Genomic DNA, 25,815 nt, shown 5'->3' with positions numbered 1-25,815 from the left:
GAAGGGCAGTGAACCCTTCCTGCGGGCAACCTGCTGTCGCTCACCACTGGGCCTACCGCCGCTACTCCTCGGCCGCGTCAGCTCCGCCGCTGCTATCCACACCGCCGGCTCCACCGACACCGCCGGATTCACCGACACCGCCAGCTCCACCGACAGCATCCGTTGCGACGAAATGACAGCAGTGGTCTCCGTCCAAACGGCAGCTCTGCAGATGCACTTCGCTGCCGAGAGCTTCGCTGAGCATCTGCTCTTCCAAGTGGCACATCGCCCGCCGATCGGCCTCGGATGCCAGATCGGGGTGCGGGCAGGCTCGGAAGCCGAGCACCGGGAGGCTGCCCCCGAGCACGACGTCCGCCGCGATCCGGTGTCCAGCCAGCACCTGGGTCAGCGAGTGCATCCGGTCCTCGAGCGTGCCATGCTCGAATCGCTGGCCACCCTGATCGCGATACCGCCGGCCGATTCGCCGAGCGATTCCGTCGAGCAGCGATTTTCGCAGCTCGGCGTCCTCGATCGACAAGATCTCGTGCCACATCGCGTCGGCCAACTCCGCATGATCTGCTCCAGCACGTCGATGGCCGAGCAGGGTCAAACGGTAGGTGTACGTCGGTCGACCTCGGCCTGCCACCACTTTCTCGCGTTCGACCAGCCCCCCCTCGAGCATCCGCTCGATCCGCTGGCGGACGGCGGTAGCCGTCACGCCGAGCCGCTCGGTCAGCTCGTGGATCCCGATCGCTTCACCGCCGCGGAGCGCTTCGAGCAACTCGCGGTCGACCGAGCGAACGTCCGTAACAACCGTTTCGGTAGCGGACCCAGACATGACAACGACGAACAGAGGAAAGAAAACACGCGATCGCGGCTTGCCGGTAAACGGGTGCCCCGCACATGAACTTTACCGCTCCCACGTTTTTTTGACAACGAGCGGTGCGAAAAAAGACTGGTTCTCATATCACCCTCCCCCCGGGAGGGTCGCGAGGAACGAGCGGGGAGGGCGATCCGCAGCGTCGAGCGCTCGACAGGTGGCGAAGCTCCGCCGGCCCTCCCCGGGCCTAAGAGCCCGACCCTCCCGGGGGGAGGGTGACGGCGAAGATTCGCTATCTCCCCCCGTCCCCCTTTGCCGGTTTTGCAGCTCCGTGGTTACGATCTGCCGTTCCCCGTGTCTGCTGACCGATAGTCCGGTAGCGAACCCAATCCCTTCTCGCCTTCTGACCCCAAAGTCTCTGACCCCAAAGCCTCTCGACGCATGAGTGCAACGACGATGAAAGCGGTCGCCGTGACCCCCGGCACCCCCAACAGCGTGCATTTGCAGGACATCCCCAAGCCGCAGCTCGACGACATCGGCGGGGGAATGGGCGTGCTCGTCCGCGTGCTGAAGGTGGGCGTCGACGCCACTGACCGGGAGATCAACGACGCGCTCTACGGCAACGCACCTCCGGGCGACGACTATCTCGTGCTCGGGCATGAATCGTTCGGCATCGTCGAAGCGGTCGGGCCGAACGTCACCCGCGTCAAGCCGGGCGACTACGTCACGGCCACGGTCCGCCGCCCCGGGGGCTCGATCTACGACCTGATCGGGACCAACGACATGACCAGCGAGGAGACGTACTACGAGCGGGGCATCAACCTTCTGCACGGCTATCTGACCGAGTACTTTGTCGAGGAAGAAGAGTACATCGTCCGCGTCCCCCAGGGGCTCAAGCACCTGCACGTGCTGATGGAGCCGATGAGCTGTGCGGCCAAAGCGGTGCACCAAGCCTTCGAAGCCCAGCGGCGGATGCGGGTCTGGCGACCGCGGCTGGCGTACGTCCTCGGCAGCGGCCAAATCGGCTTGCTGACGACGCTGATCCTGCGGCTTTGCGGAATGCAGGTCTACACGATCGCCCGCGGCGTCCCACCACACTTAAAAGCGGACATCGTCGAGGGTTTTGAAGCCCACTACGTCAGCACCCAAAAGCTCCCCTTGCCGGCGCTCGTCGCCGAAACCGGGCGTCCCGACTTGATCGTCGATGCAACCGGCAACAGCCAGCTGGCCTTCGAAGCGATGCAGTACCTCGGCCACAACGGGGTGGTCGTCTGGACCAGCATCACCGGCGGGTCGCGGCAGATCGAGATCCCCAGCGACCGCGTGAACATCGAGTGGGTGCTCGGCAACAAGCTGCTGCTCGGCAGCGTAAACGCCAACCGCGAGCATTTTGAACTGGGGATCCGCGATCTGGCCCTGGGCGAGATGATGTTCCCCGGGGTCTGCGAAAAGATCCTCACCAATCCCGTCGACGGACTCGGCAACTACCAAGAAATGATGCGGCTCCTGGTCGAGGACGACTCGGCCCTCAAAGTCTTCGTCAACGTGGCGGAGTAATCACACCAGTGCCGGCTGGTCGGTGTACAGTTCGAGGACTTGGCTTTGGACCTTGATCGCCCGGACGAGCGTCCAGATTTGCTCGGGATCGAACCGCTGCGGCCCGTCGCCGCACAGCGCTTCGAGTTCGGCAGTCATCGCCGCATGCTGGTCGGCCGCCGCTTTGAGCCGGAACCCGGCCGCCTTGCACTGCTGGCGAAGCGCCGCGGCATTCTCGAGCAGCGCCGGGTCGGGTCGACTGTTGAAAATCAACAAACACAGCCGAGCCACCTCGGCGGGCGAGAGCTCCGCGTCGAGGCGGAGGATTTCGGCGGCTAATTGATGGCACTGCATACGGCGTTCTGACGGTGCGACGGTGGTGCGGACAAACGCAAAACCATATGCAACCGTAGGCCAAAAAGCGGACCAGGGCCGACGCTCCCGGGTCCGCCGCCGAAATTGCGGCTATCCGCCAAGTACGTCAGGCTCGACGCACCTCAGGCTTCGACCGCTTCGCCGACCAGACCGTAGCTCTTAAGCGTCTCGAGCAACTGGGCTTCGGCGGGCCCTTCGAGCGGCGTCATCGGCAATCGCAACTCGCCGGTGTCGCGGCCGAGGATCCGCATCGCCGCTTTGAGCGGGATCGGATTGGTGGCCAAGCCGAGCATTTCGCGGCACAGCCCGAACAGGCGGTAGTGCAGTTCCATCGCTCCAGCCGCATCGCCGTCGAGGAAGCGGCGGACCATCGCCAGCATGTCTTCGGGGACGATATTGCCGACCACCGAGACCACCCCTTCGGCTCCGACCGAGAGCATCGGAAGGGTCAAGCTGTCGTCGCCGCTGAGCACGGTCAGGTCGGTCGTCGTGAGGACTTGCGAGCACTGGTCGAGCGAGCCGGTGGCTTCCTTGACCATCGTGATCCCAGGGAGTTCGGCCAAGCGGAAGATCGTCTCCGGCTCGATGTTCTTGCCGGTCCGGCCGGGGATGTTGTAGACGCAGACCGGAATGTCGACCGCTTCGGCAACCGCCTTGAAGTGCTGGTAAAAACCTTCCTGCGTCGGCTTGTTGTAATACGGAGCGACCTGCAGCGTGGCATCGGCCCCTTCGCGGGCCGCGCGACTGGTGAGTCGCAGCGCCTCGGCCGTGCTGTTGCTGCCCGTCCCGGCCATCACTTTGCAGCGACCGGCGGCGATCTGGATGACTTCACTGATCACCCGCTCGTGCTCGTCGTGCGTCAGCGTCGGGGACTCGCCGGTCGTGCCGACCGGAACCAGGCAGCCGGTTCCGGCAGCAATCTGAAACTCGATCTGCTCGCGAAGTCGAGCATAGTCGACTGCGCCATCGCGAAACGGGGTCACGATCGCTACGGACAACCCAGCGAATTCGGATCCTTTGCGATTCTTCATAGAGATGGTCTGCCTCGTAGGTTGCAGTGAAGCGGGGGTGACCGAAGTATCCTGACAGATCACCCGCGAATCGAACAACCCACCCAACCCAGGCCCCGCGTTTCCTGATTTACCTTCCCCCCGGGAGGGTCGCGAGGAACGAGCGGGGAGGCCTCTGCGACGACGTTTCAGCAGCGGCCGAAATTCTTGGGCACGGGCGGCCCTCCCCGGGCCTAAGAGCCCGACCCTCCCGGGGGGGAGGGTGAGGGTGATTTGCTCAGCCTGTCTGCTCAGCTCAGCCTGCCTGCTCGGCTCAGCCTGTCTGCTCAGCTCAGCCTGCCTGCTCGGCTCCGGGGCGTCCCGCTTGGACTTCGAACGTCGCTCGCGTCTCGAGCGGAGCTCCGGGCCGCGTCACGTAGGGGACGATCTGGAAGTCGGAGGTCCAGGCGTCGGGCGTGACGGTGCAGCGGACGTAGCCCCGCTGGGCGTTGTAGAACTTGACGAACGGGTTTTCGTCGAGCAGCTGCGGCGTCTCGGGAGCTTGGTCGCGCCCATCTCCGCCGGAAGTGATCGAGGTGCCCACGAATTCGGTGGCCACGGTGGGAGCATTCGCATCGTCGAAGTCGAGCTTCAGGTCGTTGACCCAATTGGAGTGGATGTCGCCGGTCAGCACGACCGGGTTGCTGATCCGCTGCTCGGCCAGATACGAGAGCAGCCGGCGGCGGGGCAGCTCGTAGCCAGCCCACTGGTCCATGCTAAATTTCCGCTCCTCGCCGACCGTGCGATCAACCCGCGCCATCATCACCTGCTGGGCCAACACGTTCCACTGCGCGGTGGACCGGGCCAGGTCCTTTCGCAGCCACCGTTCCTGCGCCGCTCCGAGCATCTCCGCATCGCTGCGGAAGACGCCCCCCTCGAGCGGCTTGAGGTGGTCGCCGTTGGGCTGGTCGGTGCGGTACTGGCGAGTGTCGAGGACTGAGAAATTCGCCAGCTGGCCGAATGCGGTGGAGCGATAGAGCCGCATGTGCGGGCCTTTGGGCAGCGCCGAAATCCGCAGCGGCATGTGCTCATAGTAGGCCTGGTAAGCGGCTTCCCGCCGCCGCAGGAACTCGGCCGGCGTGACTCCCTCTTGCTCGGAGATGTCACCGGCACAGTTGTTATCGAACTCGTGATCGTCCCAGGTGACCAGCCACGGCATCGCGGCGTGGACCGCCTGCAGATGCTCGTCGGTGCGGTACTGGGCCAGCCGATTGCGGTAGTCGTCGAGCGATTCGATCTCTTCGCCCACGTGCTTGCGGACGCGGCCATCCTTGCCGGCGTACTCATAGATGTAGTCGCCCAGGTGGATGCCCAGATCGAGCCCCTCGTCGGCCATGTGCCGCAAGGCGGTGAAGTGCCCGGTTTCGAAATGCTGGCAGGAGGCGAACGCAAACCGCAGCTTCTCGGGCATCACGTCAGCCGCCGGAAAGGTCCGGGCCCGCCCCACCGGACTCGTCTCGCCACCGGCGTGGAAGCGGTAGAAGTACCAACGGTCGGGCTCGAGGCCGACGACTTCGACATGGACCGAATGCCCCAGAGCGACCGTGGCATCAAAAGTCCCTCGCCGGGCGACCTTACCAAAGCTTTCGTCCTCGCTGACTTCCCAGTCGACGGCGACCGCGTGGTCACTCATCCCGCCCCCCTCGAGCGGCTTGGGGGCCAACCGCGTCCAGATCACAAATCCGTTGTCGTCCGGGTCCCCCGAAGCGACTCCCAGCTTGAACGGATAATCGGCGAACGAGACGTCGCTGCGAACCGCGCCCAACGCCTTGCCCGACATCCAGGCAGCACCGGCGAGCGAAGCGGAACCGAGCAGAAACCGACGCCGAGGCAGGGAACGCGAGAGCATTGCGGACTCCGAAGCACATGGGAGGAATGAAGCGATTCCAACCTTAGCAAACGCCTCCGCCCGCTGCCCGCGCTGCACACCGAAAATTCACGCTGCGATAGTCGCCTTTCGCTCCGCGAAAGTAGCGTTTCTGCGCAACTTTCGCGGAGCGAAAGGCGACAATGACGCCCCGTCCAGCTAGCCCCGGGGCGCGACGACGTCGAGGATGCGCCGCATCTCGGCGACCGCTTCCCGCATTCCCACGAAGACGGCCCGCGAAACGATCGAGTGGCCGATATTGAGCTCGACCATCGCCGGAATCGCCGCCACGGGGCGGACGTTGGTGTAGTTCAGCCCATGTCCGGCGTGGACCCGCATCCCAGCGGCGGTCGTCTCCGCCGCCGCCACCCGCAGCCGCTCGAGTTCCGCTTGCTGCTCTTCGCCGCGGGCCAGCGCGTACGGGCCGGTGTGGAGTTCCACCGCGTCGCTCCCCAACTCCGCGGCCGCGGCCACTTGAGCCGGATCGGGGTCGAGGAACAGGCTGACCAAAATCCCCGCTTCGCGAAGCTGGGCGATCGAAGCGGCGACGCGGCCGCGATCGGCCAACACGTTCAGCCCTCCCTCGGTCGTCACCTCCTCGCGTTTCTCCGGGACGAGCAGCGCCCAGGTGGGCCGCAACCGGCAAGCGATTCCCACCACCTCGTCGGCGCAGGCCAGCTCGAAATTCGTTTTGACGGAAACCGTCCGCAGCAGCAGCTCCACATCCCGGTCCTGGATATGGCGGCGATCCTCGCGGAGGTGAAACGTGATCCCATCGGCCCCCCCTTGCTCGGCCATCGCCGCCGCGATCACCGGATCGGGCTCGTACGTCCGACGGGCTTGGCGAAGCGTGGCAACATGGTCGATGTTGACCCCCAATTCGATCATCGTCTCAATTCCTGGTTGTAATGGTGATTTCCTTCACCCTCCCCCCGGGGAGGATCGGGCTCTTGGGCCATCAGCCGCCACGCTTCTTGCGTCCGGTTCTTTGCATTTCCCCGGGAACCGGACGCTAGCGCGTGGCGGCTGATCAAAACCCCGTTCCCTCCGCCTCGATCTCCGCGAGCGTTTGGTGCAGCCACTGCATCTCGGTGGCGATGGAGTCGGCCAACCCCGAATGCTGCAGCTCCGCAGGGAGCACGCCCCAGGCGTAGGTCTCGACTTCCAAGTGATCGGTCCGCAGCTCGCTTGGCATCCGCGTCCACGCCCGCAGGCACTCGCCAATCGCTTCCCGCGTGGCATGCAGTCGACCGAACTGTTCGAGGTAGATCGGCACATGGAAGTGGACTCGCCAGCTGCGGTCACCGGCAGCCAGCGACGGGTCCCGCGAAAGCTGGTCGAGCCACTGCGGCAGATCGTCGACCCACCGCCGGCTGCCGTTGCCGAGCAGCCGCCCGGTCTGGTGGAGGTAGCGGTCCTCGGCGAACCGCGAAAGCTGCTCGACCGCCGCTTGCCGAGCCTCGCTGTCCATCTCGGCCCAGCGGACGTCGATCGCGCTGCTGACTTGGACTTTGCCAACGACGATCCCGTACTCCGCGTACCGCCGCAGCACGTCCGCCTGCGACTCGTACATCACTTCCGCGTGGCAGATGTCGTGACAAACCGTCAGATACCGGCGGCTCTCGGGCTTGGGAAAGTAGCGGTCGAAGAACTGAACCACGTCGGCCGAGGTATCGAGACAGCATCCCGGCTCGGGTTCAATCGCCAGCACGATCCGCCGCCCCGTCCTGTCTTCCAGCCGGCGGAGCTCCTCGGCGATCGACCCGAGGTTCGCCGCTGCCGCGTTGAGCTCATCGCCGCTGGCCGTTCCCCAGCCGCTCGTGCCCCAGCCGAGCGGCAGCGTGCTGATCGATCCGATGCGGCCGGGCGGAAGCAGCGCGTCGAGGATCCCGATCAGCTCCGACGTGTACTGGCGGCGCTCGGGCTGCCACCACGCAGGCTCGTACACCTTATGCTTGACGACCGCCTGATGAAAGTTGCCGTATGGAAACCCGTTGAAGGTGAAGGGGAGCAGCTTCGCCTCGGCCAGCCACTGGGCGAACTCCTCGGCCGCACTTCGGTCGGTCAGTTGATGAGCCGCTTCGGCCGGAACCCACAGCCCCACACCCATCGGTAAACCGGCGCCCATCGGCTGGTCACCAGCGGCGACCACTTGCTCGCGCACCGCGATCGCGTACTGCGAGAGATTTTCGCGGATCGACGCCAGATCGGTGCCCGCGTGAACGTTCGTGCAATAACCGGTCGTCCAACGGGGCTCAGGCAATCGATCAACTCGGGATTTACGGGAGCGGGTTTCGCAGGCGGGGGAATCCGTCACGAGCAGGTCCCGTTTAGGATGCCCCTTGCCTCGCGCCCTGGCAACGCCCCACGCCCTGGCAACGCCCCACGCCCTGGCAACGCCCCACGCCCTGGCAACGCCCCACTCGCTCGCCGCGGCGCGACTACACTGGGGCCGGTTGTTTCCTATTGCTCCACCCGCTGGCTAGCCATGCTCCGATTCCGAATCCGTCAATCGCTCCTGGCCCTCCTCGCGGCCGTGGTGTGGTTGGGACCGACGCGAACCGCCTCCGCCCAGCCCGCTCCGAACGCCAAGAACGAAAACCGCCCCGACGCGTTCCGGCAGCTGGAAGAATGGCTGCCGACGCCCAACGTGTATCGCACCGCCTCCGGCGAGCCTGGGCCGCAGTACTGGCAACAGCGGGCCGACTACGTGATCGACATCGCGCTCGACGACGACCGCCAGCGGCTCAGCGGGAGCGTGGAGATCGTCTACACGAATCACTCGCCGCAGTCGTTGCGGTACGTCTGGTTGCAGCTGGACCAGAACCGCTTTCGACCCGATTCCACGGCGAACCGCACCGCCGTGGCCCCCGGCTTTGGCACCAAAGTCCCCTTCACGACGCTGCGGTCGGTGCTGACGAGCGAATCGTTCGATGGCGGCTACAAGATCACCGCCGTGACCGATGGCGAGGGTCAAAAACTGCCGTACACCATCGTCGACACGATGATGCGAGTCGATCTGCCGGCTCCTTTGACGCCGGATACGTCCAGCCGGCTCCGCATCGAATACTCATACAACATCGTCGATGCGACGCTGCTGCGAGCCCGCGCCGGGTACGAGTTCTTCGAAGACGACGGCAACTACATCTATGAGATTGCCCAGTGGTATCCCCGAGTCGTGGCTTATACCGACTACACCGGCTGGCAGCACAAACAGTTCCTGGGGTTCGGTGAATTCACGCTCGAGCTGGGTAACTATCGCGTCGCAATTACCGCTCCGGCCGACCATATCGTGGCGGCGACGGGGACTCTGCAAAACCCCGCAGACGTCCTCTCAGAAACCCAGCGAGAGCGGCTCGACAAAGCGGCCACCGCCGAGAAACCGGTCTTCATCGTCACGCCAGACGAAGCCAAGAAAGCTGAAGAAGCCAAGAAGAACGTGGCCCCAGCAAACAAAAAAACTAAGACGTGGATTTTCGAAGCGGAAAATGTTCGCGACTTCGCCTTCGCCAGCAGTCGAAAATTTATCTGGGACGCGATGGGGCACAACGTCGGCGGCCATCGCGTGATGGCGATGTCGTACTATCCGCGCGAAGCCGAACCGCTCTGGAGCCAATACTCGACCGCTTCGATCATCCATACACTGAATGTTTATGGACGTTACACCTTTGAGTATCCCTACCCGACGGCGATCAGCGTCAATGGACCAATCTATGGGATGGAGTACCCGATGATCTGCTTCAACGGCCCCCGGCCCGACGCCGACGGCACGTACTCGGAGCGGACCAAATACGGGTTGATCTCGGTCATCATCCACGAGGTTGGGCACAACTATTTCCCGATGATCGTCAACAGCGACGAACGCCAATGGACCTGGATGGACGAAGGGCTCAATACCTTTCTGCAATATCTCGCCGAGCAAGAATGGGAAGAGGAATATCCCAGCCGTCGCGGCGAACCGGCCGATATCGCCAGTTATATGCGGGGCACCAATCAAGTCCCGATCATGACCAACAGCGAATCGATCCTGCAATTTGGTCCCAATGCCTACGCCAAACCGGCGACGGCCCTGAACATTCTTCGCGAAACCATCCTGGGGCGAGAGCTATTTGACTTCGCGTTTAAGGAATATGCCCGGCGATGGAAATTCAAACGCCCGACTCCCGCCGATTTCTTTCGCACCATGGAAGATGCCTCGGGCGTCGATCTCGACTGGTTTTGGCGAGGCTGGTTCTACTCCACCGACCACGTCGATATCGCGATCTCCCAAGTCCAACTCTACAAGATCGACAGCGGCGATCCCGACGAACGGGCCGACCGCAAGCGTCGCGAGCGTGAAGCCGAGGAACCAACCCTGTCGAACGCGAGAAACGAAAGTCTTCCCAAATTCGTCGACCTGTATCCCGGCTTGAAAGATTTTTACAACGACTACGATGACTTGGAAGTTTTCCCCGACGATCGCAAAGCTTTTCAGCGGTTCGTCGACTCGCTCGACGACGAAGAAAAGCGGTTGATCAAGCGGAAATCGAACTTCTACGTTGTAACCTTCACCAATCAGGGAGGACTGGTCATGCCGATCATCCTCCGCATCCACTACACCGATGGCACGAGCGAATTGCTCGAAATCCCCGCGGAGATCTGGCGGCGAAACAGCAGCGAGGTCAAAAAACTGATCATCGCCGACAAGGAACTCGCGCGATTGGAACTCGACCCGCGGCGGCAAACGGCCGACACCGAATACTCCAACAACCATTGGCCTCCCAAGCTCGAGCCGACACGCTTCGAATTGTTCAAAGACAAGGAGGCGGACAATCCCATGAAGCAGGCCCGCAAACGCGAGCAGAAGGCCGAGGAAGAACGGGCGAAAACCAAGCAAAAGAAGGATGGTAAAGAGTCACCCGAGAAGGAGTTACTCGAAGTCAAAAAGCCGGACTCGGAGAAACCGAGCTTGAATCAGCCCGAGGCGGGGGAACCACCGGCGGCGGAGCAAGACCCGGCGGCGGCGCAACCCACTGAAGCCGAGGCCGAAGCCGCGGAGGAGAACTAGCGATGGCTGCTGCGTTGTTTGTCGCTTTGCTATGGCACCCGTTTCACGTCAGCGTTGCCGAAGCGCAGTGGAACGCCGACCACAGCCGGCTGAAGATCGCGCTGCGACTGCATCCGCGAGACCTGGACGCGGCGCTCAGCGAGGCGACCGGGCGGCGGATTGTCCTCGAGAAAGAGTCGGCCGAGTCGACAAAAAAACTGCTCAGCGACTATTTGGCCGGCACAATCTATCTTTCCGACTCCCCCGCCGCGGCGGCCGGCGACGCGGCGGAGCAGCGGGTTCAGCGGCGAGCCCGGTTCCACTGGGTGGGGGTCGAGGACGAAGTGCGGTACGTCTGGGTTTACTTTGAACTGGAGCGTCCGGCGGCCGAGGCTCCGGTTTGGCTGACCAACCGGGTGATCTTCGAGACCGAGCCGACGCAGATCAACACGCTGCAGTTGCTCCGGACCGACCCTCCGGTGGCCCTCCGCACGACCCGCGGCAACCCGACCGAGCGCGTGCCGGAGTAGGCAGCAACCATCCGCGCCGTCGAGTGGAGACCATGAAAAAAACCCTGAGCCGACGGCGCTAGCCGCGGGTGAGCCGACGGCGCTAGCCGCGGGTGAGCCGACGGCGCTAGCCGCGGGTGAGCCGACGGCGCTAGCCGCGGGTTCCGCTACGGAAATGCCTGGGGTCGCGAGGCCCGAGGCTAGCGCCTACGGCTCAAAACTATCGAATCCACCGATTTCCTCACTGAGCCCTACAACGGACCGGACACGTTGGCGAACGTTTGGTCGGAGCTTTTGACGGGCTGGACCGGGAGGCTGAGCCAGTCGGTGATCAGCATCCGTTGGACGAGCGGTTCGTTCAGATGTCGCAGGACGACTTCGAGCAGTCGCCCGCGGAGTTCTTCTTGCGTCGGATCGGCCAACCAACTCGGTTCGACCTGCCGCAACAGTTGCTCGGAGGATTCGTGGATCTCCAGCCGCATTTGCTCGATGCGTTCCGTAGCGCGGTAGCGCTGCGTGGGCTCTAGGACGGCGTGCAGCCGGAACGAGTGAATATGCGACGGGTCCTGCAGCGTGCGGAAGCGGAAACTGCCCACGGTGACCGCCGTGACTTGAGCCGTTTCCAGCATCGACAACTGATTGCGGATATATCCGATAATGGCAGCATGGACCCCGACCATGACCAGAATCAGACCCGTAACCCAATAACGACGGATGGCTTTCACGACGCCAAGCTTTTTAGAGCGGTGTTTGGAAATGCGATGGCAGCCTCGAACGCAGGGACCCTGCTCGGAAGAATAGGTCGCGAAACCGCGCCGCGCAGCAAACTTTTCGCTCCCCCTCTCACCCCCTTCCTCCCATGCACAAACCCACTTCCCCCGAACGCCGACCTCCCGCAGCGCCCGGTGGAGCCGCGGGGTCGCACGTTCCTCCTGAGCCGGGAACGGCGGAGGGAACGACCGAGGGGGTTGCGGGCGAACTGCGGAGCGGCGACACGGTGGTGATCGCGAGCAGCCCCAAAGCGGGCTCGGGGGCCGGTCGCGATCGCTTGGAGTTGCTCCGGCAAAAACTGGCAGCGGCCGACCTCCGCGTTGAAATGCATTCGGACCTCGCGACCCTTCGCCACCGCGTCGACGAAGCGCTCGAGGGCGGCCGCCCTCCGTGCGTGGTTGCCGCCGGCGGAGACGGGACGCTGAACCTCATGGCCTCTCTGATGCCGGCCTCGGTTCCGATCATGCCGCTGCCGCTGGGGACGGAGAATCTCGTCGCGCGGCACTACGGGGTCAGCAATCTTCCCGAGGCGGCGGCCGAAACGATCCTTCGCGGCCGCTCGTTGCGGATCGACGCGGGAATCGCTCGCTTCGGGGACGCCACGCAACCACGCCGTCGGTCCCGCGAGCGGATGTTCTTGGTGATGGCTTCGGTCGGTTTCGACGCTCAGGTCGTGCGGCGGATGCACCTGACCCGGAGAGGCCACATCCGCCGCATCAGTTACGCCAAACCGATCCTGGCGACGCTGCGTAGCTATCGATATCCGCCGGTCCGTGTCGAGCAGTTCGGGAGCGAGGCCGACGGCGATCCGTTGACGGTCGCGTGGGCGCTAGTGTTCAATCTGCCACGATATGCGGCAGGCTTAGCGGTCGAGGCCGGCGCGGATGAAACCGACGGGCTGCTCGATTTTTGCGGGCTTCGCGATGGGTCATTGTTGCACGGGCTGCGGTATCTCGGCGGCGTGATCTGCGGTCGGCACGCGCGCTGGCCCGACGTCCACCGAGTCCGCAGCGAGCACTTTCGGTTCTCCTCCGAAACTCCCTTGGCGGTCCAACTCGATGGCGATTACGTGGGACGCCTCCCGCTCGAAATTCGCGTCGCTCCGCAGCGAGTCACGCTCCGCTTGCCGAACCAACCCCAGCCACCGAACCCCCGAGATTCCCGTTGACCGCTTCTCCTGAACCGTCGACCGCGACCGGCTCCCATGACTCGGAATCGCGCCCCACCGGCAGCGGCGAACTGGCCACCGGCAGCGGCGAACTGGCCACCGGCAGCGGCGAACTGCCCGACGCGAGCCGCGTGGGCGTGGAGATCGCGGGCGTGGCGGTGGGGACCGGCTCGGCGAAGCAGGTGCAGATCGGCCCCGAGCGGCCGCTCACGATCATTGCCGGCCCGTGCGTGCTGGAAACCGTCGACGCGGCGACCGAGATCGCCCTGCGACTCCGCGAAGCGACCGAGCGGTTGGGGCTGCAGCTGATCTTCAAAGCCTCGTTCGACAAAGCCAATCGCACCAGCCGCACCAGCTTGCGCGGCCCCGGGCTCGAGCAAGGACTGGAAATGCTGGCCGAAGTCGCTCACCGCAGCGGGTTGCCGGTGACGACCGATGTCCATTTGCCCGACCAGGCCGCAGCGGTGGCGGCCGTCTGCGACCTGCTGCAGATCCCGGCGTTTTTGGCCCGGCAGACCGACCTGCTGCTGGCCGCCGCCGCGACCCATCGACCGGTGAACGTGAAGAAAGGCCAGTTCATGGCCCCCGAGGACATGCGGTACGTCGTCGATAAACTTCGCGGCGGGGGGGCCGGCGGCGTCCTGCTCTGCGAACGAGGGACGTTTTTCGGTTACGGCCGCCTGGTCAACGACATGACCGGCTTGCCGGCCATGCGAGCCCTCGGCGTGCCAGTCGTGTTCGACGCGACCCACAGCGTCCAGCGTCCCGGCGGTCTCGAGGGGGCCACCGGTGGCAACCGCGAGATGGTCCCGCCGCTGGCCCGCGCCGCCGTGGCGGTGGGAGTCGATGCGGTGTTCCTCGAAACCCACCCCGATCCCGATCGCTCCCCGAGCGACGGACCGAACATGGTGCCGCTCCACGCGATCCCGCTACTGCTCGAACAACTCGCCCGAGTCCGAGCCGCCGTCCGTCCTGCGTAGTCCACCTTACTCAACAGCCGCCACGCGGTAGCCCGAATCCTCCATCAGCCGCCGGGCGCTAGCCCGGATTATTCATCAGCCGCCGGGCGCTAGCCCCCGGTTCTCGAAAACGCCGTGAGAACCGGACGCTAGCGCGCTGCGGCTGATCTAACACACTTTGTCAGCCTGGAAAGGCTGACGTACCCTTCCACGCCCGATGCCTTCGATGATGCGAACCGAGACTCTCCAACACCGGCCGTGGATCTGCTGCAGCGGATGGCTGCTGGGTTGCTTGACGCTGCTCGTCGGCTGCGAGAAACACGACGACCCGGTGCGGGACATTCAACAGCGCCGGCAAGCCCAGCAGCGAGCCGCACACGAGATCGACAACCTCCGCGAAGCCCATCGGCTCGTCTCGCAATTGGCCGAGCTCAATCAAGAGGCGGCCGAACAGCGGATCGTCAGCTTCCTCAACACCTGGAGCGATTCGCATCCGGCGACCGGGAACTGGTCGCCCACGGCGCTGACGGCCTCGATCGAGCCTCGCCTGAAAGATGCCCCGGGCCTGCGAGCCTTGGACGCCTCCCGCTTCGTCCCGAGCGACGTCGAGTACCTGGAGCTGAACTACTTGCTGCGGCAGGTGACGAAGTGGGCCGGCCAGGCGACCGGGGACGATCCGCTGTTCGCCGAGTGGCTCTCGTCGCTCGAAGAGCGGCTCGGCTCGGAGGGCCAATTTCGATTGCGGCAGGCGAGCCAATTGTTCGACTGGACGATCCGCAACATCGCCCTCGAACCGCTGGAGCTCGACTCGCCGGCGCCCCCAATCGCTCGACTTCCGGCGGGCCTGACGTTCCGCGGCCCCGGCTATCGTCAGACGACACTCGAGACGCTGATGCGAAGCAGCGGCGACCCCTGGCAGCGGGCAAGGGTCTTCATTCAGCTCTGCCGCCAAGCCGGAATCGACGCCTGCCTGCTGGGACTTCCGGGCGAGAATGCCTCCGAACCGTCCGAATGGCTCGTCGGCGTCCGCGTCGGCGAAGAGCTGTTCCTGTTCGAGCCCCGCTTGGGGATTCCCGTGCCGGGGCCGGACCAAGTCGGGATCGCGACCTTGGGCGAAGCTCGAGAGGATGCCAGCATCCTGCGGCGGTTGAACGTCCCCGGTTGGTTCGACTATCCGATCGACGCGGAGATGGTGCAGCAGACCGTGGCACTGCTCGACGCACCGCCGGAATCGCTCTCGCAGCGGATGGCTCGTCTCGAGGCGGGACTCACCGGCGAGACCCGGATGATGCTCGGCTACGACGCCACCGCCAGCAGTGAAGCGTTCAAAGCGATCCCGGGGATCACCGCGGTTCAGCTGTGGTCGGTTCCGTTCGAAGCTCAGATCTACGAAGCCGCGTTAGCTGAAGCGGCCGAGAACGATCTGAACATCGCCGCCTGGCAAGCGTCCGAGTGGGGGATGCTGACGCCAGGCTTCCCGCTCGCCAAGGCGCGGTGGGAGCATCTGGTGGGAGATTTCGACAGCGAGGGGCAGGAAGAGGGCGCACGGATCCTGTACATGCAGCTTCGGCACCCCGAGTTCGATATCGACGACCTGGAATTCAACGTCGACCTCCAGCGGAGCTACGGCATCCGTCGCCAATTGGGGCAGAGCAACGAAGAGTTCAGCTTTCAGATCCGTCGCATCCAAGAAGTGATGCGCGTGGCCAAGCGAGCCGCCAGCTACTGGTTGAGCCTCATCCACTACGACACGGGCGATTATGAGAACGCCCGCAACTGGTTCGACAAACGAGTCCTGGGCGATGAACAGCGATCGCGCTGGGAAGCCGCCGCACGGTACAACCTGGCGCGGTCCCTCGAGCACCTGGGCGATCTCGAGCGAGCCGAAGAGCTCTACAAGACGATCGACGCCCCCCAAGAACACGGCAACCGCATCCGAGCCCGCCTCCTCAGCCGCCAGGAGTGAGCGGTGAGCTGGGTCAGGGAGATGGGCCACGGAAGGACCCTGAAAAGCACGGAAAGGGGACGGAAGAGAGAAGGGGATCAGAGGAGGGCCACGGAAGGACACGGAAGAATCACGGAAAGGGAGAGTGGCATGGAGAGGTTGAAAGAAAGGGAACAAAGCCAGTACGGCAGAAGCTATTCAGCCCCTTGCCCTGCAACTAGACTTATGTATACACCCAGGGCTTAGCCCTCGAATCTTGCCTTCTCTGTCCCGTGTCCTTCCGTGGCCCGTGTCCTTCCGTGGCCCGTGTTCTTCCGTGGCTAACGTTTGTTTGGCACAGCCCAGAATCCTGGAGCAAGTCGATGCCGCTCGAGCAGAGGGAAATCACGGAGCAGATTATCGGAGCTTCGTTCGAAGTCTTCCGAGAACTGGGTTTTGGATTTCTAGAGAAAGTCTACCAGCGGGCCATGCAGATCGAGCTCGAACTGCGAGGCCTGAACGCTGAGATAGAGACGTGCATCCCGGTCCAATACAAGGGGCGACTCGTCGGCGACTATCGAGCCGATATTTTGGTTGACCGATGCGTTCTGGTGGAACTGAAGGTCGCACCAGATATTGATAACCGTGACGAAGCCCAACTGATCAACGAACTCAAGGCAACGGGCATTAAGGTCGGGCTGCTCATCAACTTTGGCCGACAAAAAGCAGAATTCCGGCGGCTCGTCTTTTAAACGCTCGTGTCCCTATTCCCACTGCTCTCTGGTCACCCACTCTTTTCCGCCTTCCTTCCGCGCGCTGCGTCTCCTCCTGCCCTAGCTCTGTCTGTCGCCCGTACTCCTTCTCTTTTCCGTGCTCCTTCCGTGTCCTTCCGTGGCCCCTCAGTACTCAGTACTCAGTACTCAGTGCTCAGTGCTCAGTACTTCTTCCCCGGTGATTCGGTGGTGGGCTTCGAGGTACTTTTCGCGGGTTTTGGCGACGATCTCGGCGGGGAGCGGCGGCGGCGGGCTGTTGCGGTCCCAGCCGCTTTGATGCATCAGCCACTCGCGGACGAACTGTTTATCGTACGACGGTTGCGAGCGGCCGGGCGCGTAGCTGTCGGCGGGCCAGAAGCGTGAGCTGTCGGGCGTCAGGACTTCGTCGACCAGGATCAACCGGTCCCCCTCGAAACCGAATTCGAACTTGGTGTCGGCGATGATCAACCCCGCCGCCGCGGCTCGCTCGGCCGCTTCGCGGTAGATCCGCAGGCTGAGCTCCCGCAACCGTTCGGCCGTCGCGGTGCCGACCGCCGCGACCATGGTCTCGAAGGAGACGTTCTCGTCGTGCCCTTCCTCGGCTTTGGTCGCCGGGGTGAAAATCGGCTCGGGCAGGGCATCGCATTGCCGCAGTCCCGTCGGCAGCCCAATCCCGCACACCGACTGCGACTGCTGATACTCCCGCAGACCGCTGCCTTCGAGATACCCCCGGACGACGCATTCGAACGGCACGACCTCCGCCTTCCGGACCACCATCGTGCGGCCGGCGAGCGCTTTGGCCGCGGCCGCATCGACCGCCAATTCGGCGGGAACCTCCAGCGACAGCAGATGATGGGGGACCGAGAGGAAGTCGAACCAAAAACGGCTGAGCGACGTCAGGATGCGGCCTTTGTCGGGAATCCCAACCGGCAGGACATAGTCGAAGGCGCTGATCCGATCGGTGCTGACGATCGCCAAAGTCTCGCCGAGGTCGTAGACGTCGCGGACTTTGCCACGGCGGAGGGGCAAGGGCAGGGCGGTGCGGAGCAGGGCGCCGGCGGAATCGAAATCGAGCACGGCAGGCAGAGCGGGGCTTGGAGGAGCGGGGCTTGGAGGTGTGGGTCTTGGAGGTGTGGGGAGCAGGGGAGGAGCGTGTTGCAACGGAGAGCGCCACGGGGGAACCTCCGCCGACGTCAGATTCGCCTATTTAACCTCCACAACCAAGGGGATAGAAGCGGCGGAGAAGTCTCTTGGCGACCTTTTTTCGCCCGGCCACGATTTCCGTCCATCCTTTTCTCGCCTTCGCCGGGCCGCTAGGCTCTGTCGGAAAACACCGTTTTCCGATACCGCCGAAGGTTCTCGCAATGCCCGCCGTTTGACACACGCCCCGGCGAATATATGGGTCAATTCCGCTTCACCGTTCCGCCCGCTCAACGCGAAGGTCTCAACCTTTGGGGACTCGACCTCTGGAATGCTGCCTACGTCTGCGGCAGCGAGGGGATCCCCTGGGAAGGCCGCGTGGGGCTCAACGATGGGATCTTGACGATCCAGCGGACGGTGGACGATTCGGGCCGGCTCTATATTCCCTACCCGGTCGCTCCGGGCGGCCCCCTGGCGACGCTCTCGACCTGTTCGCTGCCCCAGACCGAACGACCCGGGCGACCGACGCAGGAGCCCCGCTTGCTGCCGCTGGAGTTGGCTCGCGGCGAATGCTTTCGGCTCCGCAATCAGGCCGATCTGTGGCGACGAGCGGGTCTGCAATCGAGCGCGGCCGAACGGCAGCAGTTACAAACCGCGACCGACGCTTTCCTGCGGGCCGCCTCCCACCGCGGCGCGGCGGAGGAAGTCGGCGCGGCGGCGGACGTGGCGATCCACCAGCTGTACCAGGCCGGCGAGCAACTCGTCGATTGCTACAGCCGCCAAGCGATCGAGTATCGGCAACAGACCGAGGGCCGGCTGGCAACGCTGCTCGGAGCCAACGTGGCGGCGGCCAGCGCCGGGGAGGTGATCGGCGGCCCGCTCCAGCAGCCATTGCTCAGCGCCTTCAATACGGTGCAAATCCCACTCGGCTGGGGAACGGTCGAGACCGACGCCGGCAAGGTCGACTTCGCCCCCTACGACCGGATGTTTCAGTGGGCGATGGCTTCCGGGCTGCGAACGATCGCCGGACCGCTGCTCGACTTTCGCCCGCGGATGCTGCCGCACTGGTCGTATCTGGTCGAGGATGATTTCATCAGCCTGGTCGAGGCGGTCGAAAGCTACGTCGAACGGGCCGTGCTTCGCTATCACGGCCGCGTCACCCTGTGGCACGCCACGGCCGGCCTGAACACGCCAGGACCGATGACGCTCGATGAAGAGCAGGTGATGCGGTTGGCGGTGGCCGTGATCCACACCATCCGCCGCGTCGATCCGCGGACTCCAGTCTTGATTTCGGTCGACCAGCCGTGGGGCGAGTATCTGGCGAGGGAGCGCGACGGCATCTCCCCGCTGCACTTTGCCGACGCCCTGATCCGTTCGAACCTGGGCGTCGCCGGCATCGGGCTGGAGATGCGGATGAACTACACCGCCCCCGGCAGTCTTCCCCGCTCGCTGCTCGACCTGAGCCAACACATCGATCGCTGGGCCTCGCTCGGTTTGCCCCTGCTCGTGCAATTGGCGATGCCCGCAAGCGGCGGTACCGATCCGCTCGCGACGCAAGCCGCCAAAGTGATTCCACTCGGCCCCGAGGGTCGCACCACGCCGCAACTGCAAGCGGAACTCGCCGCCCGCTGGGTTCGCGCCCTGATCGCCAAGGGCGTCGTGCACGGGATCGTGTGGGACAGCTGGGACGACCGCTATCCCCATTCGATGCCGCACGCCGGGCTGATCGATCCCAGCGGCAAGCCGCGTCCGCTGCTCGACGCGTTGACGGCGCTGCGGAAAAAGCTCCTGACCTAACGCCGCGGGGTTTCGGGCCGTCCATAATGGACGCGGTACGCTGTTTCCCACTCCCGAGGAATCCACCGATGCTTCCGAACCGACGCTCCCTGACGCTCTTGCTCCGCACCACTCTGCTTGGCGGCACTCTGCTTGGCGGCGCCCTCTCGGGTTCGAGCGCCAAGGCGGCCGATGGCCAAACCGCCGTTTCCACGCGCGGCCCCGTCGAAAAGCTGCAAGGCGGTTTCCAATTCACCGAAGGCCCCACCTACGCCAGCGACAACTCCGGGGCGGGCGAAGGAGCCCTCTACTTCAGCGACATTCCGGCCAACACGATCTACGTCCGCCGCGGCGACTCCCAGGCCGAGCCCTTTATCCAGCCGTCGGGGCATGCCAATGGGCTCTTCGTCGAAGCGGGGGGGCGGCTCCTCGCTTGCCAAATGGACGGCCAAGTCGTCGCCTATGACTTGAAGACGAAAAAACCGACCACTCTCGCCGCCACCTACGAAGGAGCCCGCTTCAACGCACCCAACGATCTGGTGATCGACCAAGCCGGCGGCGTTTACTTTACCGATCCGCTGTTCCGAGCCCCGGAACCGTTGCCGCAGAAAGTCCAGGCGTTTTACTACCTCAGCACCGACGGCAAAGTCTCGCGAGTCAGCGGCGATCTGCCGGCACCCAATGGCATCGCGCTGTCGCCCCAAGGCGACCGCCTGTACCTGATCCCTAGCCGCTCGGCCGAAATGCTCGTCTACGACGTCGTCGGTCCCGGCCAGCTCTCCAAGCCCTCGGTGTTCTGCAAACTGCGGCAGAAGCAAGCCGAAGAAAACGCCGGGGGCGACGGAATGGTAGTCGACACCGCTGGCAACCTCTACATCACCAGCAACCTCGGCGTGCAAGTGTTCTCGCCCGGCGGAGAGTTCCTCACCTTGATCGAAGTTCCCGAACAGCCTGCCAACGTCACCTTTGGCGGCCCCGAGCGAGACACGCTCTACATCACCGCCCGCAACGGGCTGTACGCAGTCCGGCTGTCGACCAAGGGCCTACCGACGCCCAAGCTGCGAGTCGGAGAATAGGGAGCCGGGGGCCGGGAGCCGGGAGCCGGGAGCCGGGAGCCGGGAGCTGGAAGCCGGAAAATGGGGGCCACGGAAGGACACGGAACAGCACGGAACAGCACGGAAGGGAGCACGGAAGGGAGCACGGGGAGCATTCATTATCGTGCTCGTGCTCAGCGGAGCTCGTAATTGGGAGCCGGAAGCCGGAAATAACAGGAGATTACAGATTATCCGAAGCCTCAAATCGGAAACCTGAAACCTCCTACCTCAGCTTCCTCGCCTCTTGCTACTTCTTCACCAGCGTCCAATCGCGGCGCTGGCGGCTGCTGGGGATGCCCATTTTCTTGCGGTACTTGGTGACGGTGCGGCGCGCGACGCTCATCCCGTGCTTTTTCAGCTCCTCGACCAGTTCTTCGTCGCTGAACGGGCTGCTCTTGCTCTCCTTATCGATCAGCTCCTGCAGCCGCAGGCGGATCGTATCCCAGGCCACGTCATCGCCATCTTCGGTCTGCGTTCCGCCGACAAAGAAGCGTCGCAGAGGCAAGATTCCGCGAGGCGTCTGGATCCATTTGTCGTCGACCGCGCGGCTGACGGTGGTCACGTGGACTCCCACGCGGTCGGCGATCTGCTGCATCTTGAGCGGCTCGATCGCTTCGGGGCCTTCGTCGAGGAACCGAGTCTGGTGCTCGACGATCGCCTGAGCGACCTTCGTCAACGTGCCGCGGCGCTGCTCGATCGAGTCGATCAACCACTGGGCGTTGGTGATCTTCTTTTTAATGAACTCGCGTTCTTCGGCCGTGGCCCCTGGATCCTGCAGCCGGCGGCGGTAGTAATCGCTGATGTACAGCGTGGGGACGCGGTCATCATCCAACCGCACGCGGTAGGTCCCATCCTGATCCTGCTCGACGATCACGTCGGGGGTGACGTTCGGCACCATCGCCTTCATGAACGCCGCTCCGGGTTTCGGAGTCAGCTTGTGCATCTGCTCGCGAGCCGCCTGGATCGTCTCGAGCGAAATCCCGGTCTTCCGCTGGATCGCCGGCAAACGGTTCTCGGCCAGATCCTCCAGGTGGTTTCCGATCAGGATCTTGAGCTCTTCGTAGAACGGCATCCCCTCGCGGAGCTGGTTCAGCAGGCATTCGCTCAGCGAACGGGCGGCGACGCCGGCCGGCTCGAGACTCTGGACGACCGCGAGCGCTTCGTTGGCCAGCTCGAGATCCTCCGGCGTGTGTCCGGCCGGCAGCATGTCGACGAGCGGCGTCCGCAGGTAGCCGCCGTCGCGGGCGTCGAGGGCGCTGATGATCCGCTCGGCCATCGCTTCGACGCGGTCGTCGATGTCGAGTTCGGCGAGCTGGTGCAGCAGATAGTCGTTGAGCGATTCGGGACGCGCCTCGGCGTTGGCCATCAGATCGTGGCGGCGGTCGGCATCATCCTGGACGCGGTTGGACGAGCGGCGGAACGAATCGTCAAAAGTGTTCGGCAGCTCGCTGTCCATGTTCAGCAGCCGCTCAAAGTCGTCCTTGTTGTCATGATCGTTGTCGACCACCAACTCCCGCTCGTCGTCGCTGCGAGTGTCGGCCGACGGCTCTTCGTCTTCCTCAGGCAACTGGGGATCAACTTCCTGAATCTCCAACAGGGGATTCTCATTCATTTCCTGCTCGATGCGTTCTTCCAGCGCCAGCACCGGCAGCTGCAGAATCTCCATCGACTGGATCATCCGGGGCGCCAACTTCTGCGTCTGAGTTTGACGCGCCTCCATCCCCATCGACATACGCATGGGAATCCGTCTCCGTAGCAGGTTAGGTTGCGATTAAAACTTCTGGCGCCCGTTCAGCGCGTCCGCCAAAATCTCTCGGTTCGCGTACTCGAGCACGCTTCCGGCGGTGATTCCTCGGGCCAGCCGGGTCACCTCGAGCGCGTACTCCGACAGCAAATTCGAGATGTAGAGCGAAGTCCCATCCCCTTCGACCGTCGGATTCGTCGCCATAATGATTTCCCGAAAACTGCCGCTGCGGACGCGGTCGACGAGATGGTCGATGGTCAGTTGATCAGGACCGATTCCGTCGAGCGGGGCGATGCGACCGAGCAACACGTGGTACAGCCCGCGGTAAGCTCCCGCCTGCTCGAGCGACATCAAGTCGCGGGGCTGCTCGACCACGCACAGCCGCGTCGCATCGCGCCGGGGGTCCGCGCAAATCGAACATCGCGGCCCCTCCGATAAATTGAAGCATGTTTCGCAGTACCTCACGTTCTCCCGAACGCGACGGATCGATTCGCTCAGCGCAAGCGCCTCGGCCTGGGGGACGCGTAACAGGTGGTAAGCGAGTCGCTCCGCCGTCTTCCGCCCGATGCCCGGTAGCCGACCCAGCTGATCGACCAGCTCACCCACGCTGTGGGACCATTCCGCCATGAACCGTTCAGCCCCCCGTCAGCCGCGTGAGCAGCGACTCGATCCCGGGAATATTCATATTTAAATCCTTGGCCATCTCGTGGATCGCCTCCCCATAGAGCTTCTTAGCCCGCAAATTCGCTTCGTTGACCGCCTCGCAAATCGGCTGCTGAGCCGGCACCGGATCTCCCCCCGCCACCAGCGCCGGGGCGATCGTAATCGCCTGCAGCTCCCCCAGCCCGTTCATCTCGACGACCACCCGCCCCTCGTCTGCCTCCCCAACCACCCGCTCGCTCCGCAACCGCTCATTGATCGCTTCCAACTTGCGGGGCACCTGCTGCAGGTTGCCCATCATCGAGGCCATTCCAGCCAATCCCTTGAACATAACTTTCCCGCTCTAAGTGAATGAGATCTCGGTCGAGTGCGAGCCGAGAGTGCGATCCGCAGGTTGCCTGATAAGCCCGAACCTTGATCCGCGCACATGGCCCGCCCGCGCACAGCAGCCCCCGCACAGCAGCCCGCGCACGGCCCGCCCGCATACGGCAGCTCGCGCTACCCAGAGAGCTGATCGACCCGCACGATTTCCGCTTCGAACAGCTCGATCAGTTCCTGCACCAGCGGGTGCCCCTCGGCCTCCCGCATCAGCTGACGCCGGTTGACTGCGGCTGAGGCCTTGGCCGGCTTGGGGGGCGCGGCCGTGGTGGAACACAAATCGCAGTCTATCTGCACGTCGCGTGCCGAAACAGACCGGATCGCCGCTTCGAGCTGCGTTTTTCGCTCGGGCTTCTCGCAGGCTCGGCGGGCCAGCTCGCGGTCGGCAGGAAACATGAGACGCAGACGATGCTTCCCCTGCGGCTCAACAGCAGCGGCTTGGCGAGCAAAATCGGCCGTCATCCCATCCATTGCTGCCAACGCGGCTTGCCACACCCGCTCGGCCGTCGGCTTGTCCCAAGGCCGCTCGAGCGGCACGACCAAATCCTGCGATTCGCCCCCCGCAGCAACCGGCGCCCCGCCCTCTCTCCCCCCGCTCGCGGCCGCCAGCTGCGGTCGCGACGGCCCACCTGTGCCGACCGGTGCCGAGACCTGAGCAGCGCCAGCGGAGGCAGCGGAGGCAGCGGAGGCACTCCGAACAGCGCCAGGGGACTGAGCTGCAGCCGAGGGGGCCTCAGCAGGGGAGGGGGCCTGAGCAGGGGCGGGGGCCTGAGCAGGGGAGGGGGCCGCAGGCTGTTCCGCGAGCGGCGTGCCTCCGGGAGCTGGAGCACGCGCTGCAGCCTGAACCGCTTGGGGAGCGGCTACCGCGGCGGCGGGCCGACTAGCGTTTTTTTTTTCGCCCCCGGCCGCTCCATTGCCCCCCGCCCCGGACAGAGCGGCCGCGAGCCGGGTGATCGCGTCGAGGTCCGGGAGGGTGCAGATCTGCACCACAGCCGCTTCGAGCAACACTTGACCGTGGACGCTCTGGCGGATCCGGACCAGGGTCTGGTCGAGCAGGGCGACGATCCCCAGGATCGTCTGCAGCCCCACCTGCTGCCCTTGCTCCTTCAGCTGGGGGTGCATCGCCGAGCTGGTAAACCGCAGCATCTCGGCGTCGCAACCGACCGCGGCGGTCATCATGTCGCGAAAAAAGCCAAGCAGTTGTTCGGCCAACTGCCCCGCGTCGACGCCTCCCAGCACGGCCGCGTCGATCACGTCGAGCGCCTTGCGGCTGTCGCGGTTGCCGAGCGCTTCGGCCAACTCGACCATCCGCGCGTCGTCGGCCGTGCCGAGCATCGAATGCACGCTCTCGACGGTCAGCCGACCACTGCTGAAGCTGAGGACCTGTTCGAGCAGCGACTGGCTGTCGCGCATCGATCCAGCGGCGCGGCGCGCCAACAACCGCAACGCTTCGTCGTCCGCCTCGGCCCGCTCGGCGTCGACGATCTCTCGCAGTCGGCCGGCGATCTCATCGACCCGCACCGGAGCGAAGTCAAAACGCTGGCAACGGCTGAGCACGGTGATCGGGATCTTTTCCGGATCGGTCGTGCAGAAGATGAATTTGACGTGCTCCGGAGGCTCCTCGAGCGTCTTCAACAGGGCGTTGAAGGCCGCTTGGGTGAGCATGTGGACTTCGTCGATGATGTAGATCTTGTACCGCGCTCGGCTCGGACGAACCCCGACCCCCGAGCGAAGCTGGCGGATCTCGTCGATCCCGCGGTTGCTCGCTCCGTCGATCTCCAGCACGTCGATGTCTTCCCCGGCGTCGATCGCCTGGCAGATGTCGCTGCTGTCGTCAGGAGTCGCCGTGGGCCCCTCGGGCGCGTTGAGCGCTTTGGCGAAGATCCGCGCGGTGCTGGTCTTGCCGACCCCGCGAGCCCCGGTGAACAGGTAGGCGTGCCCGACCCGCCCGGTCTCGATCGCGTTCTTCAGCGCCCGGGCGACGTGCTCCTGGCCAACCAGTTGCTCAAAGCCGCGAGGCCGGTAACGCCGCGCGACGACGACATAGCGGTCGGACGATTGCGCGACGCTCTCAGACATACCAAACGCAGCGGAGGAAGAACGTGCCACCGAAGAAGAAGAACGACTGCCGGGGAGCGGCGGCCCTCACACAAAGGTACCCCACTTATGGCTGCTCCAGTTAAGGCCTGACCAAGTTCATGGTTCCCAATCGCAAGGGCCGCCACTGCCCGGCAGTTCTCGCCGCCGGCCCGCTGCACCGTTGTACCCGCACGCGGGGCCAATCGGCA

The 25,815-nt window shown here is 64.4% G+C and carries 21 protein-coding genes and 1 other RNA gene; 9 read left to right on the top strand and 13 right to left on the bottom strand.

From position 1 onward, the window contains the following. Positions 1-61: 61 nt before the first annotated feature. The gene (locus GNK13_RS00275; protein WP_164100423.1) at positions 62-817 is read right to left on the bottom strand and encodes a helix-turn-helix transcriptional regulator; all 756 of its coding nucleotides are present in this window, start codon (positions 815-817) and stop codon (positions 62-64) included. Between the two features lie 438 nt (positions 818-1,255). Here GNK13_RS00275 and GNK13_RS00270 point away from each other — a divergent pair, with 438 nt between their 5' ends. Continuing rightward, positions 1,256-2,356, top strand: coding sequence for a glucose 1-dehydrogenase (locus GNK13_RS00270; RefSeq protein ID WP_164100457.1), 1,101 nt, complete (start codon positions 1,256-1,258; stop codon positions 2,354-2,356). Here GNK13_RS00270 and GNK13_RS00265 read toward each other — a convergent pair whose 3' ends face one another. From GNK13_RS00265 to eboE, 5 genes are all read right to left on the bottom strand, one after another. Then, positions 2,357-2,689: a hypothetical protein gene (locus tag GNK13_RS00265; protein ID WP_164100422.1), complete on the bottom strand. Its 333-nt coding sequence runs from the start codon at positions 2,687-2,689 to the stop codon at positions 2,357-2,359. A 143-nt stretch (positions 2,690-2,832) separates the two neighbouring features. Then, positions 2,833-3,741 carry a 4-hydroxy-tetrahydrodipicolinate synthase gene (dapA, locus tag GNK13_RS00260; RefSeq protein ID WP_164100421.1) on the bottom strand — a complete coding sequence of 303 codons (909 nt, stop codon included), beginning with the start codon at positions 3,739-3,741 and terminating at the stop codon, positions 2,833-2,835. 310 nt (positions 3,742-4,051) lie between these two features. Beyond that, complete coding sequence (locus GNK13_RS00255; RefSeq protein ID WP_164100420.1) at positions 4,052-5,608, bottom strand: alkaline phosphatase D family protein; 1,557 nt, start codon at positions 5,606-5,608, stop codon at positions 4,052-4,054. A gap of 177 nt (positions 5,609-5,785) precedes the next feature. Further along, positions 5,786-6,514 carry a pyridoxine 5'-phosphate synthase gene (locus GNK13_RS00250; RefSeq protein ID WP_203328855.1) on the bottom strand — a complete coding sequence of 243 codons (729 nt, stop codon included), beginning with the start codon at positions 6,512-6,514 and terminating at the stop codon, positions 5,786-5,788. 142 nt (positions 6,515-6,656) lie between these two features. Continuing rightward, positions 6,657-7,889 carry a metabolite traffic protein EboE gene (eboE, locus tag GNK13_RS00245; RefSeq protein ID WP_164100419.1) on the bottom strand — a complete coding sequence of 411 codons (1,233 nt, stop codon included), beginning with the start codon at positions 7,887-7,889 and terminating at the stop codon, positions 6,657-6,659. A gap of 225 nt (positions 7,890-8,114) precedes the next feature. Between eboE and GNK13_RS00240 the strand changes: the two genes are divergently transcribed. Together GNK13_RS00240 and GNK13_RS00235 are read left to right on the top strand one after the other, a co-directional pair. Next, positions 8,115-10,673, top strand: a complete 2,559-nt coding sequence (locus GNK13_RS00240; protein WP_164100418.1) for a M1 family aminopeptidase — start codon at positions 8,115-8,117, stop codon at positions 10,671-10,673. A 2-nt stretch (positions 10,674-10,675) separates the two neighbouring features. Next, positions 10,676-11,182 (top strand): DUF6702 family protein, encoded by a 507-nt coding sequence (locus GNK13_RS00235; RefSeq protein ID WP_164100417.1) that lies wholly within the window; start codon positions 10,676-10,678, stop codon positions 11,180-11,182. A gap of 230 nt (positions 11,183-11,412) precedes the next feature. Here GNK13_RS00235 and GNK13_RS00230 read toward each other — a convergent pair whose 3' ends face one another. After that, entirely contained in the window at positions 11,413-11,886 is a 474-nt protein-coding gene (locus GNK13_RS00230; RefSeq protein ID WP_235934685.1) for a hypothetical protein, read from the bottom strand. A 134-nt stretch (positions 11,887-12,020) separates the two neighbouring features. On the opposite strand from GNK13_RS00230, the gene GNK13_RS00225 reads away from it, so the two are divergent. The 4 genes from GNK13_RS00225 to GNK13_RS00210 all read left to right on the top strand — a co-directional run bounded on the left by GNK13_RS00225 (position 12,021) and on the right by GNK13_RS00210 (position 16,735). Continuing rightward, positions 12,021-13,100: a diacylglycerol/lipid kinase family protein gene (locus GNK13_RS00225; protein WP_164100416.1), complete on the top strand. Its 1,080-nt coding sequence runs from the start codon at positions 12,021-12,023 to the stop codon at positions 13,098-13,100. A 131-nt stretch (positions 13,101-13,231) separates the two neighbouring features. Next, positions 13,232-14,080 carry a 3-deoxy-8-phosphooctulonate synthase gene (kdsA, locus tag GNK13_RS00220; RefSeq protein ID WP_164100454.1) on the top strand — a complete coding sequence of 283 codons (849 nt, stop codon included), beginning with the start codon at positions 13,232-13,234 and terminating at the stop codon, positions 14,078-14,080. 196 nt (positions 14,081-14,276) lie between these two features. After that, positions 14,277-16,025 carry a tetratricopeptide repeat protein gene (locus GNK13_RS00215; RefSeq protein ID WP_164100415.1) on the top strand — a complete coding sequence of 583 codons (1,749 nt, stop codon included), beginning with the start codon at positions 14,277-14,279 and terminating at the stop codon, positions 16,023-16,025. Between the two features lie 341 nt (positions 16,026-16,366). Continuing rightward, positions 16,367-16,735 carry a GxxExxY protein gene (locus GNK13_RS00210; RefSeq protein WP_164100414.1) on the top strand — a complete coding sequence of 123 codons (369 nt, stop codon included), beginning with the start codon at positions 16,367-16,369 and terminating at the stop codon, positions 16,733-16,735. Positions 16,736-16,903: 168 nt separating this feature from the next. Here GNK13_RS00210 and GNK13_RS00205 read toward each other — a convergent pair whose 3' ends face one another. Beyond that, positions 16,904-17,812, bottom strand: a complete 909-nt coding sequence (locus GNK13_RS00205) for a phosphoribosylaminoimidazolesuccinocarboxamide synthase (protein WP_235934684.1) — start codon at positions 17,810-17,812, stop codon at positions 16,904-16,906. 321 nt (positions 17,813-18,133) lie between these two features. Between GNK13_RS00205 and GNK13_RS00200 the strand changes: the two genes are divergently transcribed. Both GNK13_RS00200 and GNK13_RS00195 read left to right on the top strand, forming a co-directional pair. After that, positions 18,134-19,672: a glycoside hydrolase family 10 gene (locus tag GNK13_RS00200; protein ID WP_164100413.1), complete on the top strand. Its 1,539-nt coding sequence runs from the start codon at positions 18,134-18,136 to the stop codon at positions 19,670-19,672. Between the two features lie 68 nt (positions 19,673-19,740). Then, entirely contained in the window at positions 19,741-20,727 is a 987-nt protein-coding gene (locus GNK13_RS00195) for an SMP-30/gluconolactonase/LRE family protein (protein WP_164100412.1), read from the top strand. 265 nt (positions 20,728-20,992) lie between these two features. On the opposite strand, the gene rpoN is transcribed toward GNK13_RS00195, so the two are convergent. From rpoN to ffs, 5 genes are all read right to left on the bottom strand, one after another. Further along, complete coding sequence (rpoN, locus tag GNK13_RS00190; RefSeq protein ID WP_164100411.1) at positions 20,993-22,483, bottom strand: RNA polymerase factor sigma-54; 1,491 nt, start codon at positions 22,481-22,483, stop codon at positions 20,993-20,995. A gap of 33 nt (positions 22,484-22,516) precedes the next feature. Further along, on the bottom strand, positions 22,517-23,116 hold the full coding sequence (gene recR / locus GNK13_RS00185; protein WP_164100410.1) for a recombination mediator RecR: 600 nt from the start codon (positions 23,114-23,116) through the stop codon (positions 22,517-22,519). Between the two features lie 7 nt (positions 23,117-23,123). Next, a complete protein-coding gene (locus tag GNK13_RS00180; RefSeq protein ID WP_164100409.1) occupies positions 23,124-23,459 on the bottom strand; it encodes a YbaB/EbfC family nucleoid-associated protein in 336 nt (111 codons plus the stop codon). A gap of 188 nt (positions 23,460-23,647) precedes the next feature. Then, positions 23,648-25,606: a DNA polymerase III subunit gamma/tau gene (gene dnaX, locus GNK13_RS00175; RefSeq protein WP_164100408.1), complete on the bottom strand. Its 1,959-nt coding sequence runs from the start codon at positions 25,604-25,606 to the stop codon at positions 23,648-23,650. 52 nt (positions 25,607-25,658) lie between these two features. Then, positions 25,659-25,753, bottom strand: an RNA gene (gene ffs / locus GNK13_RS00170) — signal recognition particle sRNA small type. Positions 25,754-25,815: the final 62 nt, after the last annotated feature.

The sequence above is a fragment of the Candidatus Laterigemmans baculatus genome (assembly GCF_010367455.1).
Classification (GTDB): Bacteria; Planctomycetota; Planctomycetia; order Pirellulales; family Pirellulaceae; genus Laterigemmans; species Laterigemmans baculatus.
The sequence above is the reverse complement of the archived record's forward strand: the minus strand, read 5'-3'. Positions and strand labels throughout refer to the sequence as shown.

Bases quoted from the DNA above. Each gene is read 5' to 3' on its own strand.
- GNK13_RS00275 (WP_164100423.1), bottom strand. From the start codon at position 817: ATGTCTGGGTCCGCTACCGAAACGGTTGTTACGGACGTTCGCTCGGTC.
- GNK13_RS00270 (WP_164100457.1), top strand. From the start codon at position 1,256: ATGAAAGCGGTCGCCGTGACCCCCGGCACCCCCAACAGCGTGCATTTG.
- GNK13_RS00265 (WP_164100422.1), bottom strand. From the start codon at position 2,689: ATGCAGTGCCATCAATTAGCCGCCGAAATCCTCCGCCTCGACGCGGAG.
- dapA (WP_164100421.1), bottom strand. From the start codon at position 3,741: ATGAAGAATCGCAAAGGATCCGAATTCGCTGGGTTGTCCGTAGCGATC.
- GNK13_RS00255 (WP_164100420.1), bottom strand. From the start codon at position 5,608: ATGCTCTCGCGTTCCCTGCCTCGGCGTCGGTTTCTGCTCGGTTCCGCT.
- GNK13_RS00250 (WP_203328855.1), bottom strand. From the start codon at position 6,514: ATGATCGAATTGGGGGTCAACATCGACCATGTTGCCACGCTTCGCCAA.
- GNK13_RS00240 (WP_164100418.1), top strand. From the start codon at position 8,115: ATGCTCCGATTCCGAATCCGTCAATCGCTCCTGGCCCTCCTCGCGGCC.
- GNK13_RS00235 (WP_164100417.1), top strand. From the start codon at position 10,676: ATGGCTGCTGCGTTGTTTGTCGCTTTGCTATGGCACCCGTTTCACGTC.
- GNK13_RS00225 (WP_164100416.1), top strand. From the start codon at position 12,021: ATGCACAAACCCACTTCCCCCGAACGCCGACCTCCCGCAGCGCCCGGT.
- GNK13_RS00215 (WP_164100415.1), top strand. From the start codon at position 14,277: ATGCCTTCGATGATGCGAACCGAGACTCTCCAACACCGGCCGTGGATC.
- GNK13_RS00210 (WP_164100414.1), top strand. From the start codon at position 16,367: ATGCCGCTCGAGCAGAGGGAAATCACGGAGCAGATTATCGGAGCTTCG.
- GNK13_RS00200 (WP_164100413.1), top strand. From the start codon at position 18,134: ATGGGTCAATTCCGCTTCACCGTTCCGCCCGCTCAACGCGAAGGTCTC.
- GNK13_RS00195 (WP_164100412.1), top strand. From the start codon at position 19,741: ATGCTTCCGAACCGACGCTCCCTGACGCTCTTGCTCCGCACCACTCTG.
- rpoN (WP_164100411.1), bottom strand. From the start codon at position 22,483: ATGCGTATGTCGATGGGGATGGAGGCGCGTCAAACTCAGACGCAGAAG.
- recR (WP_164100410.1), bottom strand. From the start codon at position 23,116: ATGGCGGAATGGTCCCACAGCGTGGGTGAGCTGGTCGATCAGCTGGGT.
- GNK13_RS00180 (WP_164100409.1), bottom strand. From the start codon at position 23,459: ATGGCCTCGATGATGGGCAACCTGCAGCAGGTGCCCCGCAAGTTGGAA.
- dnaX (WP_164100408.1), bottom strand. From the start codon at position 25,606: ATGTCTGAGAGCGTCGCGCAATCGTCCGACCGCTATGTCGTCGTCGCG.